The following is a 12,754-nucleotide window of genomic DNA, read 5'->3' as shown; positions in this document are numbered from 1 at the left end:
TTCACTTTAATCAAGGAGAAAAATGGACTCAGGAATAGGACAATTTATACCACTAATTTTAATTTTTGTTATTTTTTACTTTTTTTTAATAAGACCTCAACAAAAGAAAGTTAAAGAGCATAAAGCCATGGTAGAAAACTTATCTAGAGGAGACAAGGTCGTAACATCTGCTGGAATTATTGGAACAGTTGAAAGAATTATTGATAATGAAAAAGTTGAAGTGCAAATTGCTGACAACGTTAAAGTTGAAATTATCAAATCTACAGGCATCCAAGGATTACTCAACTCCCCCGAAGTAAAGAAATAACATTAAACCAAAGTGTTATACTTTTCTAAATTAAGAATTGTCTTAGTTTTTTTAGTATCATTTTTTTTTATTTTTATTGCTGCATCAAATTTTCATAATTCTGAAGATAGCTTTATTTCAAAAAAGATAAATCTAGGTTTAGATTTACAGGGTGGATCATATCTATTACTTGAAATAGACAACAGTCCTGTTGAAATTCAAAAATTACAAAACACAACTACCGTTATTAGAAACTATTTAAAAGATAAGAAAGTAACTTTTAATGATCTAAGAATAAAAAATAAGAAAATAATATTTAATGTTTCCAATGAGAATGTTCAATTAGTTGAAACTTTTTTTCTTGATAAGGAAAGTGATATTAACCCATATTATTTTCAATATAAATCACATCAGTTTGATGTAAATATTCAAGATAATGAATTTATACTAACTCTATCTAAGTATGGACTTATTGAAATTAAAACATCTTCACAAGATCAAGCTATAGAAATAGTTAGAAGAAGAGTTGATGAGGTTGGTACAAATGAACCCAATATACTAAAAAGAGGTAATAATAGAATTCTAGTCGAACTTCCTGGTCTTGATGATCCCATGCGTATAAAATCACTTTTAGGAAAAACTGCAAATTTGACATTTAGATTTGTTTCTCAAAATAGCAATGATACTTTTGGAACTGAAATACTTCAGTTCGAAGATGGCTCTAATGAAGTAATGGTTAGTAAAAGAATAATCTTAAACGGTGAGAATTTACTAGATGCTCAACCACAAATGAATAATCAAACAAACGAAACAGTAGTATCATTTACACTTGATAGAGTGGGGGCCAAAAGATTTGGTAAAGCAACCAGTACAGGTATCGGCAAGCAATTAGCAATTGTTTTAGATGGTAAAATTGTTAGTGCTCCAGTAATCAGGGAAACTATAGCAAGTGGAAATGGCCAGATCAGTGGAAATTTTACTTTTCAATCTGCAACTGATTTAGCTTTACTTCTAAGATCAGGAGCATTGCCAGCACCACTTAATATTATTGAAGAAAGAACAGTAGGACCTGACCTTGGTCAAGACTCTATTAATGCAGGGATTATTGCTCTTATGATTGGTTTCTTATTGGTGATAATTTTTATGTTTTTTAAATATAAAATATTTGGTCTAATCGCTAATATAACACTGTTAATTAACTTATTCTTTTTAGTTGGTATTTTAACTTTATTTGAAGCAACATTAACACTTCCAGGAATAGCAGGTATTATTTTAACAGTCGGTATGGCGGTTGATGCTAATGTGTTAATTTTTGAAAGAATTAAAGAAGAATGCAAAAAGGAAAAAAATAATATAATTGCCTTTGATACAGGTTATATAAAATCAAAAACTGCAATTATAGATGCAAATATAACTACATTAATTGCAGCTATTATTTTATTCTTTATGGGCTCCGGCCCAGTTAAAGGCTTTTCAGTTACCTTAGCTGTAGGAATTTTTACTACACTGTTTTCAGTTTATTTTATTGCAAGAATGCTAACTGGTCTTTACGTGGTAAGAAATAAAGAAAAAACTAGACTAATATAAATGATTAATTTCAATAAATTTTATAAATTATTTAATCTCATCTCTTTAAGTCTAGTGGTAATATCTGTCATGTTATTATTTTTTAAAGGACTGAATTTTGGTGTAGATTTTAAAGGTGGCACTCTAATCGAACTAAGATCAAATGATAAAAGTGTTAATGTTACTTCCTTAAGACAATCTTTCAATAATATGAATTTAGGCGATTTTAACGTTAAGAAATTTGGTAATGAAAATGACTTTTTAATTAAAATAGAGAAAAAAGACACTAGTGCAAATGCTATTGAGATTATTAAAAAAGATCTAACCTCTTCTTTAGGTGGATCTTTTAATTTTAGAAGAGTTGAAAATGTAGGTCCAAAAGTCAGCTCTGAATTATTAAAGTCTGGTATTATTGCAATTGCTCTATCTCTTGCTGCAATGTTATTTTACATATGGATAAGATTCGAATGGCAATTTAGTTTAGGTGCTATTTTAGCTTTATTCCACGATGTCATTATAACACTAGGTTTTTTTTCACTATTTAGTTTAGAAATAAATCTCTCAATAGTAGCTGCAGTTTTAACTATAGTTGGCTACTCTATGAACGATACAGTCGTTATTTACGACAGAGTTAGAGAAAATTTAAGAAAGTTTTCTGATATCAAAATTTATGACCTTACAAATATCTCAATTAATGAAACTCTTTCTAGAACTATAATAACATCTGCCACAACATTACTTGCTTTAGTTTCAATTTATTTATTTGGTGGAGAAATATTAAAAGGTTTTTCTCTAGCTATGATTATGGGTGTTATTTTTGGAACTTATTCTTCAATTTATATAGCTAATCCAATACTTGTGAAGCTTAGAGTTTCACAAAAAACAATCCTAAAAGAAGATACAGAATAAATTTAATAAAGGTTTTGAGCTGCTACCATTGAAAGTAACATTGGTATCGATAAAAGAGTATTTGTTCTTGAAAACAACATTGCTGTTCTTGCCGATTTTGCTTTAACATCAGGTTCACACTCAACAATCCCTAGTGCTTTTTTTTGATTTGGCCAAATTATAAACCAAACATTATAAGCCATATATAAACCAAGCCACATACCAATACCGATAGCAGTATTTTTTCCACCACCACCTAATGTCATAGCATCGTGTAAATAACCATTCAGATAAGCTAAAATTAATCCTGACAGAACTGTCAGTAATGCAGCATATCTAAAATAAAATAATGCAGCTGGAGCTATAACTTTGCCTATAGCAGGTTTTTGTTCGTCAGGAATTTTTGGCATATTTGGAATTTGTACAAAGTTAAAATACCAAAGCAAACCAATCCACATTATAGCAACCGTTACATGAATAAATCTTGTTAACCAACTCCAAAAAATTGTATCAAAATCAAAACCACCATTACCATAAAATAATCCAAGAAATAGGATTATAGCTAAGGCTAATGATGCGTGAATAGTTTTTGGAAGTGATGTTAGTAAATTACCCATAATTAGAATCATTTATACACTAATTGTCTAAATTTTTAACTTCTTTTTAAATTTTTCTTCCAGCATAGGTTTTAAAAATTCGCCAGTATAACTACCTTTAATTTTGATAATGTCCTCTGGTTTCCCCTCTGCGATAATATTTCCACCTTTAACACCACCCTCAGGACCCATATCCACAATATAGTCCGCAGTTTTAATGACATCTAAATTATGTTCAATAACAACAACAGTATTTCCAAGAGCTACAAATGTGTGCAATATTTCTAATAGTTTTTTAATATCATGCTGATGAAGACCTGTAGTCGGTTCATCTAATATGTACATAGTTCTTCCCGTAGATCTTTTTGATAGTTCTTTCGCTAGCTTAATACGTTGAGCCTCACCACCGGATAGTGTTGTAGCCTGCTGTCCAATTTTAATATATCCAAGTCCTACTTTTTTTAATGTTAATAGCTTTGTTTTAATATTTGAAATGTTTTCAAAATATTCACATCCTTCATCAACTGACATATTTAAAACATCAGCAATACTTTTATCTTTAAATTTTATTTCAAGAGTTTCTCTGTTGTACCTAGTTCCCTTGCATTCATCACATTGAATATATACATCAGGTAAGAAATGCATTTCGTATGTAATTACTCCATCACCCTCACAAGCTTCACATCTTCCACCTTTAACATTAAATGAAAACCTTCCTGGCTTGTATCCTCTTGTTTTAGATTCAGGTAGTGCAGTAAACCAATCTCGAATAGGGCCAAAAGCACCAGTGTAAGTTGCTGGATTTGATCTTGGTGTTCTTCCAATAGGAGATTGATCTATATCAATTATCTTATCAATAAGTTCAACACCCTTATAGCCTTTAAATGCTTTTGGAACTTTTCTAGCTTTATTGTTCAAGGTTAAATTTAATGCATGATATAATGTTTGTAATATTAATGTAGACTTACCACTTCCAGAAACTCCAGTTACGCAGGTAAAGCTTCCTGTTGGAATCTTAAGATTAACGTTATTCAAATTATTTCCACTAGCACCATTAATTTCCACAAACCTTCCATTTTTTGCTAGTCTTCTAGTTCTTGGGATTTCTATATATTTCTTATGTGATAGGTATTGACCAGTGATACTATTTTTATTTTTAAGTATCTCGTTATAAGTACCTTGAGCAATAATTTCACCTCCGTTAGTACCAGCTTCGGGTCCTAAATCTATTATGTGATCAGCGTTCTCCATAGTTTCGGTGTCATGCTCAACAACGATTACTGTGTTTCCAAGATCTCTAAGTCTTTTTAATGCATTAATTAATTTAACATTATCTTTTTGGTGTAATCCTATAGAAGGTTCATCTAGGACGTATAATACTCCTGTTAATCCTGAACCAATTTGTGAGGCAAGCCTAATTCTCTGTGCTTCACCTCCAGAAAGTGTACCTGACTCCCTTGATAAAGTAAGATACTCAAGACCAACATTTAGAAGAAACGTTAATCTCTCATTAATTTCTTTTAGAATATGTTCTGCTATCTTAAATTGTCTTTTATCAAGATTTTTCTCCAAACCCTTAAACCAATTAGCAGCATCTAATATAGATTTTTTTGTAACATCGCTTATATTTTGATCATCAATTTTAACACACAAAGCTTCTTCTTTTAATCTATTACCCTCACAGCCTTCACATGCAGAATCAGATTGATATTCAGCTATTGCTTCTCTTTTCCATTCACTATCAGATTCAAGAAATCTTCTTTCAAGATTATTTATAACACCCTCAAAAGTTTTCTTATGAGAGTATTTTTCATACCCATCATCATAGATAAATTTTATTTCTTCTTCGTCTGATCCAAATAAAATTACATCTTTAAATTTTTTGGGTAATTTTTTCCATCTTTCATCTAAAGAAAATCCATAGTGTTTAGAAATTGAAGCTAAAGTTTGAGCATAATATAGCGTTGTTGATTTGGCCCATGGTTCTATAGCACCATCTGCTATACTTTTTTTTTCATCAGGAACTACTAAATTTGGATCTACATTTAATTTTATACCAATTCCTTCACACTCAGCGCACGCTCCATACGGACTATTAAAAGAAAAAAGTCTTGGTTCAATTTCTTCGATTGTAAAACCACTTTCAGGACATGCAAATTTTGTAGAATAAATTAATTTTTCAATTTTTCTAAATTTCTGAGGTAATGTTTCATCTTCATATTCAACAAACACAAGGCCATTTGACAAATTTACAGCTGTCTCAATACTTTCAGCTAAACGATTTCCAAGATTTGAGTTCAAAACAATTCTATCAATTAAAACAGATATATCATGCTTGAGTTTTTTATCTAATTCTGGAGCATTATCTATGTCATAAAGAACTTCATCAATTTTAATTTTTCTAAAGCCTCTTCTTTTATAACTTAATATATCTTTTTTATATTCACCTTTACGACCGCGTACTACAGGTGAATAGATATAAATTGTAGATTTTTTGGGAAGTTTTTTTATTAAATCAACAATCTGTGTAATTGTTTGTGATGTTATTGGTTTACCAGTAAATGGTGAGTAGGGTACACCAGCTCTTGCATAAAGTACTCTCATGTAGTCATAAATTTCTGTAACAGTAGCGACAGTGGATCTTGGGTTCTTTGATGTATTTTTTTGTTCAATTGCTATTGCAGGACTCAATCCCTCAATAAGATCAACGTTAGGTTTTTTCATTTTATCTAAAAATTGACGAGCATAGGCAGATAAACTTTCAACATATCTTCTTTGCCCCTCAGCATAGATAGTATCAAATGCTAATGAAGATTTTCCAGAACCAGAAAGTCCAGTAATTACAACAAATTGATCTTTGGGTATTTCTACAGAAACATTCTTTAAATTATGCTCCTTTGCGCCCTTAATAACTATCTTTTTGATCATAATTTTAGTTGCTTTAAATTAATAAAATTAATATTGAGTTTATATTGTGATATAAAACTAATTAAATAAATAAACACTTATAAAATATTATGGCTGGAAGTTTAAATAAAGTATTATTAATTGGGCGTTTAGGCGCAGACCCTGAAATTAAACAAATGGTAAATGGCAAAAGTGTTGCAAGATTAAGCTTAGCAACAAGTCAGTCCTGGAAAGACAAGACGACAGGTGAAAAAAAAGAAAAGACTGAGTGGCACCGAATAGTTGTATTCAATGACGGGTTAGTAAATGTTGTTCAACAATATTTAAAAAAGGGTGCACAGATTTATGTTGAGGGACAAATAACTACTAGAAAATGGAAAGATGAACAATCTGGACAAGACAAGTATTCTACAGAAATTGTAATTCAAGGATATAACTCTTCCCTAACAATGTTAGGTGGCGGTAATACTGGTGGTGGCGGAATACAGAATGATAATACCCAAGCACCTGCTAATAATTTTGAAGACAGTCCCCAAGCTTCAAATGATATGGATGACGAAATTCCATTTTAGTTTCTATGAAAGACACAGAAATATCTAAAGACAAAAATATTAAACTCATATCAATGCATGATGAGATGAGCTCATCGTACTTATCATATGCAATGAGTGTAATTGTGAGTAGGGCTCTTCCTGATGTCAGAGATGGACTTAAACCTGTTCATAGAAGAATATTGTTTGCCATGTATAAAGGTGGCTACGATTGGTCAAAACAATTTAGAAAATCTGCAAGAATAGTTGGAGATGTTATTGGTAAATATCATCCACATGGAGACCAGTCTGTTTATGACGCTCTTGTAAGAATGGTTCAGGATTTTTCTATGAGCCTACCTCTTGTACAAGGTCAAGGTAACTTTGGATCTATTGATGGTGATCCAGCTGCAGCTATGAGATATACAGAGACAAGGTTAGCTAAAGTTTCACAATATTTAATAGACGATATCGAAAAAGATACTATCGAATATAAGAGTAATTACGATGAAACAGAAAAAGAACCATCTGTTTTACCTGCTCAATATCCCAATTTATTAGTTAATGGAGCTGGTGGTATTGCAGTTGGAATGGCAACAAGTATACCTCCACATAACCTTGGTGAAATCATTGATGGAACATTAGCCTTAATTGAAAATAAAGATATTAAGGTTAAAGAATTAATGAAACACATACCAGGCCCTGATTTTCCAACAGGTGGTATCATCATTGGAAAAGAAATTATTAAAGCTGGATATAATGTGGGTCGTGGTTCATTTAAAATTAGAGGTGAAATTAGTGTTGAAGCACAAAAAAACGGAAGAGAAAGACTAGTTATTACATCTGTACCGTATCAAGTAAACAAATCAGTCTTAAATGAAAGAATTGCTCAACTCGTTAGAGAGAAAAAAATAGAAGGAATAAAAGATATTAGAGATGAATCTAACAGAGAAGGGATTAGAGTAGCAATTGATTTGAGAAATGGTGTTGAACCAGAAACTATTAAACGATTACTCTATAAAAATACTTCAATAGAGAGTTCTTTTGGTTTTAATACTTTAGCAATTGTTGATGGCAAACCTAAGATTTGTAATTTAAAAGAATTTTTAACAAATTTTTTAACATTTCGTGAAGATGTTGTTATCAAGAAAACTAAATTTGATTTAAAAAAAGCAGAAGATAGGGCTCACATTTTGATTGGGTTATCAGTATCTGTTGAGAATTTAGATAAAATTATAAAAATTATACGGTCTTCAAAAACTCCTGATGATGCTAAAAAATCATTATTAAACACTAAGTGGAAAATTAATAAATCTTTAAAGTTAATTTCGCTTGTTGAAGGCAAAAAAAGAAAAAATTTATACTCATTAACTGATCCGCAGGTAATTGCTATTTTAGAACTTAGACTTCAAAAACTTACAGCTCTAGGTATTAATGAAATAGAAGTTGAGATCAAAAAATTAGCTGATCTTATTAAAGGATATAAGAAAATAATTAATTCTAAAAAAGAACTTTTAAACGTAATTAGTGAAGAGCTTAAAACTATTAAAGAAAAGTTTGCTGTTCCAAGAAGAACTAAAATTATAGATGCCATTTTAAACTACGATATTGAAGAGACAATACACAAAGAGACGGTTATTATTACAGTTACCCTTCAGGGGTATATTAAAAGAGGGGCATTAAGCAGTGTTAAACAACAAAAAAGAGGTGGTAAAGGAAAATCTGGTATCACAACAAGAGATGAAGATTCAGTGGTGCAAACTCTATCAGTTAGCACACATACTTCTGTTCTTTTCTTTTCAACAGAGGGACTTGTCTACAAAATTAAAGCTTGGAAAATACCAGAGGGATCAACTACATCAAAGGGTAAATCTCTATTTAACATTTTACCATTAAAAAATCATCAATCTATCAGCTCAATCATGCCCTTCCCTGATGATGAAAGTGATATGAAAAATCTTCAAATTGTTTTTGCAACTGCAAAAGGCAAGGTTAGAAAAAATAGTCTAGAGGATTTTTCTTCAATAAATTCAGCTGGAAAAATTGCAATAAAATTAGATCCTAATGATAAAATTGTGGGTGTTGAAATTTGTAAAGATGATCAAGATGTAATGTTAAGCACAAAAAATGGTAAATGTATAAGATTTGAATCAAAGAAACTAAGAGTATTTAAAGGTAGATCATCCAAAGGTATTAAAGGTATAGAGTTATCACCTAATGATGAAATTGTTTCTCTTTCAATAACAAATAAAGAAAAAGTAAAAAAAGATTCTAATTCTGAAGAAAGATTTGTTCTATCAATTACTGAAAATGGTTTCGGTAAAAAAACTTTGAACAAAGAATATAGAGTTACTAATAGAGGTGGGAAAGGTATTATCGGAATAATTAACTCACCTAGAAATGGGAGCATATGTTCGTCTTTTCCAGTTATTGAAGTTGATGATGTAATAATTTCAACAAACAAAGGAAGAGTAATTAGAGTCGCTGTGAAAGAAATCAGAACAGCAGGGAGAAATACTCAAGGTGTAAGAATTATCAAATTATCTGGTGATGAAAAAGTTGTTTCAGCAATAAAAATTGATGATAACTTGGAGTAATGAAAAAAGTCGCTGTATATCCAGGAACATTTGACCCAATTACCTTTGGTCATATTGACGTTATTAAAAAAGCTTTAAAATTATTTGATAAGATTATTATTGCTGTTTCTGATGGCACTAATAAAAATTATCTTTTCAATTCACTTGAAAGGATACAGTTAATTAAAAAAGCTCTATTTGTTGATTTAAGGTTTGATAAAAAAAAAATTGAAGTTATTTCATTTACATCATTAACGACGGATTTGTGCAAAAAATACAAATCTAATATTATTTTAAGAGGTCTAAGAGCTGTCTCTGATTTTGAATATGAATTTCAATTAGCTGGAATGAATAGAAAATTGAATAACAATATTGAAACGATTTTTTTAATGTCTGATGTTGAAAATCAAATTATTTCATCAAGATTTGTTAAAGAAATAGTGAGACTAAAAGGTGATACAAAAAAATTTACTACAAAAAGCACAATAAAGTCTTTAAAAGAGAAATATGAATAAATTTATAACAAAATTTTTAATTTTATTTTTTATACTAACCAATAATATAATCGCAGAGGAGAATATAATGATTTTAAAACTTAAAGATGGAGATATTAAGATAGAGCTTTTTGAAGAAGTGGCACCTAACCATGTTAAAAGAATTAAACAATTAGCAAAAGATGGTAAATATGATGGTGTTGTATTTCACAGAGTAATTGATGGTTTTATGGCTCAAACAGGTGACGTACAGTTTGGTAATTCTTCTAATGATCAATTTGATTTAAAAAGAGCAGGTATGGGTGGCTCTGATTTACCTGATCTTAAAGAAGAATTCAGCGACTTGCCTCATGAAAGAGGAACCTTATCTATGGCGAGATCACAAGATCCAAACAGTGCTAACAGTCAATTCTTTATTTGTTTCAAAGAAGCATCATTCCTAGATAGACAATACACTGTTTTTGGTAAAGTTATTGAAGGGATGGAGATAGTAGATAAAATTAAAAGAGGTGATCAAAATAATAACGGCTCTGTTTCTAACCCAGATAAAATTATCAGCTTTAAATAGAATTAATATATATTTTAATGGCATTAAAAAATTTCAAATTTAATGTCATTGAAAATGATAAATTTGCTAGAACCGGTATCATTGAAACCCATAGAGGCAGCATTCAAACACCAGCTTTTATGCCCGTTGGTACTCAAGCAACTGTAAAAGCTTGCCTTATTGATGATGTTATTAAAACTGGTTCTGAGATAATATTATCTAATACATATCATTTAATGATTAGACCTGGTGTAGATAGAATAATTTCTGCTGGAGGACTTCACAAGTTTATGAATTGTAAGCTTCCAATACTTACAGACTCTGGTGGGTTTCAAGTTATGTCACTTTCAAAATTAAACAAAGTGGACAGAGAAAAAGGTGCAATATTTAGCTCTCATGTAGATGGTAAAAAATTCATATTAAGTCCAGAAGAAAGCATAAGAGTTCAAAAAGGATTAGGCTCGGATATTGTTATGATCATGGATGAGTGTCCTAAAAAAACCACTGATTATAATGTAATTAATAAATCTATGGAATTATCCATATATTGGGCTGAAAGATCTAAAATAGCTTTTGGTTTAAACCCACACAAAGCTTTATTTGGAATAATTCAGGGTGGTTTATTTAGAGATTTAAGAACTAAATCTCTTAATGAGTTAATTAAAATTGGTTTTAATGGATATGCAATTGGAGGTCTCGCTGTTGGAGAGAGTCAAAATGAAATGTTTAGTGTCCTAGATAATTTAAAGAATATTATGCCTGAAGATAAACCAAGATATTTAATGGGGGTTGGTACACCAGCTGATATCTTGGGTGCTGTTAAAAGGGGTGTTGATATGTTTGATTGTGTAATGCCAACAAGATCGGGAAGAACTGGTTTAGCTTTTACCTGGAATGGTCGTATAAATATCAAAAATAATAAATTTAAGAATGACAATGAGCCTCTTGACTCTAATTGTTCAAACTTAAATCTTAATAAGTATTCAAAAAACTATCTAAATCATCTTTTTAATACGAATGAAATCCTTGGTTCTACACTTTTAACCTTACATAACATCAATTTTTATCAAGAATTAATGTTTTCTATTAGAGAAAATATTAAAAAAGGTACATTTGATAAATTTCATGATGAATACATTGATAAGTTGTAATTTAAATATTTGCAATTTGTGATGTTATGGAATAAATAATTGTTTTTTGGTAATAAAAATTATTTAAGTTAGATATTTTTTTATTGTTTAGATTTTTAAGTGTAAAGAAATTTAAAAATTTTAAAGAAGACTTCACCAAAAGTTTTTTTTTAAAATTAAATAAAAAAAAACATTTATCTCGACTTCATTAATTTATATGTGGGCCCTTAGCTCAGTTGGTAGAGCAATTCCCTTTTAAGGAATGGGTCGATGGTTCGAGTCCATCAGGGCTCACCACTAAAATAACCTCATAAATATTAACTAATTGTAATTGGTGGATAGTCTAAAATGACACTATTTTCCCATTCTGATAAATCTTTTATTCTTTTTGAAGATGATGGATGAGTGCTCATGAATTGAGGAGGTTCTTTGCCTTTATTTTCTTCTTTCATTCTTTCCCATAACTTTTTGGTCTCCCTGATATCAAAACCTGACAATGATGCAAAAATCATTCCCAGATAATCAGCCTCACTTTCTTGGGTTCTTGAGAAAGGATTCATTATTCCTATTTGGGATAATAGTCCCACAGTATTCATACCGGTTGCTTGATTGATCTGTCCTAATTTTCCACCTGAAAAAATATCAATCAAAGATGTTCCAGTTTGTAGAAGTGCACCTCTACTTGCTCTTTCAACTGAATGTTTGGCAACAGCGTGTGCAATTTCATGACCCATAACTGAAGCAAGACCATTTGTATTTTTTGTAACATCAAGTATTCCTGTGTACACAGCAATTTTACCACCAGGCATACACCAAGCATTTTTAACTTTTTTATTATCTATTAAAATATATTCCCAATCAAAATTAATAGTAGGATCATTTAGACCAGCTCTATAAAAATATTCAGAGATAGATTCTTCCATTCTTTTTCCAATATCTTTAATTTCATTGAGTGTTTTAGTGTCATCACTCATTTTTTCTTTTTCTTTGATCTTTTCAAAAATTTGAGCTGCTTGTGCATTTAATTTGGATTCTGGTATAATTTTTAATTGTCTTCTGTCTGTTATTGGCGCTGTAGAACAGGCACCAAGCATTAAGCCTGAACATCCGCACCCAACATAATTTAAAAATTTTCTTCTATTCATTTTATTAAAAATTTGATAATTATATAAATATATACATTTATGAATTTAAACAATAAAATCTTAGCTACAATGTTCATTATAGCTGTTTC

11 protein-coding genes and 1 tRNA gene are annotated in these 12,754 nt (G+C 30.3%); 9 read left to right on the top strand and 3 right to left on the bottom strand.

Annotation, left to right across the window (positions count from 1 at the left end):
- Window positions 1-22 precede the first annotated feature (22 nt).
- From yajC to secF, 3 genes are read left to right on the top strand one after another with little or no spacing between them, the layout of a single operon-like run.
- On the top strand, window positions 23-307 hold the full coding sequence (gene yajC / locus E5R92_RS01125; RefSeq protein WP_168606286.1) for a preprotein translocase subunit YajC: 285 nt from the start codon (window positions 23-25) through the stop codon (window positions 305-307).
- Window positions 308-319: 12 nt separating this feature from the next.
- Window positions 320-1,873 (top strand): protein translocase subunit SecD, encoded by a 1,554-nt coding sequence (gene secD / locus E5R92_RS01120; protein WP_168606285.1) that lies wholly within the window; start codon window positions 320-322, stop codon window positions 1,871-1,873.
- Window positions 1,874-2,761: a protein translocase subunit SecF gene (gene secF / locus E5R92_RS01115; protein ID WP_168606284.1), complete on the top strand. Its 888-nt coding sequence runs from the start codon at window positions 1,874-1,876 to the stop codon at window positions 2,759-2,761.
- Window positions 2,762-2,763: 2 nt separating this feature from the next.
- Here secF and E5R92_RS01110 read toward each other — a convergent pair whose 3' ends face one another.
- Together E5R92_RS01110 and uvrA are read right to left on the bottom strand one after the other, a co-directional pair.
- Window positions 2,764-3,357: a urate hydroxylase PuuD gene (locus E5R92_RS01110; protein WP_168606283.1), complete on the bottom strand. Its 594-nt coding sequence runs from the start codon at window positions 3,355-3,357 to the stop codon at window positions 2,764-2,766.
- Between the two features lie 27 nt (window positions 3,358-3,384).
- Entirely contained in the window at window positions 3,385-6,264 is a 2,880-nt protein-coding gene (uvrA, locus tag E5R92_RS01105; protein WP_168606282.1) for an excinuclease ABC subunit UvrA, read from the bottom strand.
- An 89-nt stretch (window positions 6,265-6,353) separates the two neighbouring features.
- On the opposite strand from uvrA, the gene ssb reads away from it, so the two are divergent.
- The 6 genes from ssb (at window position 6,354) to E5R92_RS01075 (ending at window position 11,817) form a co-directional block, all read left to right on the top strand.
- Window positions 6,354-6,815: a single-stranded DNA-binding protein gene (gene ssb, locus E5R92_RS01100; RefSeq protein ID WP_168606281.1), complete on the top strand. Its 462-nt coding sequence runs from the start codon at window positions 6,354-6,356 to the stop codon at window positions 6,813-6,815.
- Between the two features lie 5 nt (window positions 6,816-6,820).
- Window positions 6,821-9,370: a DNA gyrase subunit A gene (gene gyrA, locus E5R92_RS01095; RefSeq protein WP_168606280.1), complete on the top strand. Its 2,550-nt coding sequence runs from the start codon at window positions 6,821-6,823 to the stop codon at window positions 9,368-9,370.
- Window positions 9,370-9,864 (top strand): pantetheine-phosphate adenylyltransferase, encoded by a 495-nt coding sequence (coaD, locus tag E5R92_RS01090; RefSeq protein ID WP_168606279.1) that lies wholly within the window; start codon window positions 9,370-9,372, stop codon window positions 9,862-9,864. The genes gyrA and coaD overlap by 1 nt, the downstream gene beginning before the upstream one ends.
- Complete coding sequence (locus E5R92_RS01085) at window positions 9,857-10,411, top strand: peptidylprolyl isomerase (RefSeq protein ID WP_168606278.1); 555 nt, start codon at window positions 9,857-9,859, stop codon at window positions 10,409-10,411. The genes coaD and E5R92_RS01085 overlap by 8 nt, the downstream gene beginning before the upstream one ends.
- A gap of 17 nt (window positions 10,412-10,428) precedes the next feature.
- The gene (tgt, locus tag E5R92_RS01080; protein ID WP_168606277.1) at window positions 10,429-11,541 is read left to right on the top strand and encodes a tRNA guanosine(34) transglycosylase Tgt; all 1,113 of its coding nucleotides are present in this window, start codon (window positions 10,429-10,431) and stop codon (window positions 11,539-11,541) included.
- Between the two features lie 200 nt (window positions 11,542-11,741).
- A tRNA-Lys gene (locus E5R92_RS01075) sits at window positions 11,742-11,817 on the top strand.
- A gap of 20 nt (window positions 11,818-11,837) precedes the next feature.
- On the opposite strand, the gene E5R92_RS01070 is transcribed toward E5R92_RS01075, so the two are convergent.
- On the bottom strand, window positions 11,838-12,665 hold the full coding sequence (locus tag E5R92_RS01070) for a M48 family metallopeptidase (RefSeq protein WP_168606276.1): 828 nt from the start codon (window positions 12,663-12,665) through the stop codon (window positions 11,838-11,840).
- Window positions 12,666-12,754: the final 89 nt, after the last annotated feature.

This window comes from Candidatus Pelagibacter giovannonii (assembly GCF_012276695.1).
Classification (GTDB): Bacteria; Pseudomonadota; Alphaproteobacteria; order Pelagibacterales; family Pelagibacteraceae; genus Pelagibacter; species Pelagibacter giovannonii.
Note: the sequence above shows the minus strand (reverse complement) of the source record. Positions and strands in the feature narration are given on the sequence as shown.

What these genes read in the sequence shown, in the direction of transcription:
- coaD (WP_168606279.1), top strand. Translation starts at nt 9,370, where the DNA reads ATGAAAAAAGTCGCTGTATATCCAGGAACATTTGACCCAATTACCTTT.
- gyrA (WP_168606280.1), top strand. Translation starts at nt 6,821, where the DNA reads ATGAAAGACACAGAAATATCTAAAGACAAAAATATTAAACTCATATCA.
- secF (WP_168606284.1), top strand. Translation starts at nt 1,874, where the DNA reads ATGATTAATTTCAATAAATTTTATAAATTATTTAATCTCATCTCTTTA.
- E5R92_RS01085 (WP_168606278.1), top strand. Translation starts at nt 9,857, where the DNA reads ATGAATAAATTTATAACAAAATTTTTAATTTTATTTTTTATACTAACC.
- uvrA (WP_168606282.1), bottom strand. Translation starts at nt 6,264, where the DNA reads ATGATCAAAAAGATAGTTATTAAGGGCGCAAAGGAGCATAATTTAAAG.
- tgt (WP_168606277.1), top strand. Translation starts at nt 10,429, where the DNA reads ATGGCATTAAAAAATTTCAAATTTAATGTCATTGAAAATGATAAATTT.
- ssb (WP_168606281.1), top strand. Translation starts at nt 6,354, where the DNA reads ATGGCTGGAAGTTTAAATAAAGTATTATTAATTGGGCGTTTAGGCGCA.
- E5R92_RS01110 (WP_168606283.1), bottom strand. Translation starts at nt 3,357, where the DNA reads ATGGGTAATTTACTAACATCACTTCCAAAAACTATTCACGCATCATTA.
- E5R92_RS01070 (WP_168606276.1), bottom strand. Translation starts at nt 12,665, where the DNA reads ATGAATAGAAGAAAATTTTTAAATTATGTTGGGTGCGGATGTTCAGGC.
- yajC (WP_168606286.1), top strand. Translation starts at nt 23, where the DNA reads ATGGACTCAGGAATAGGACAATTTATACCACTAATTTTAATTTTTGTT.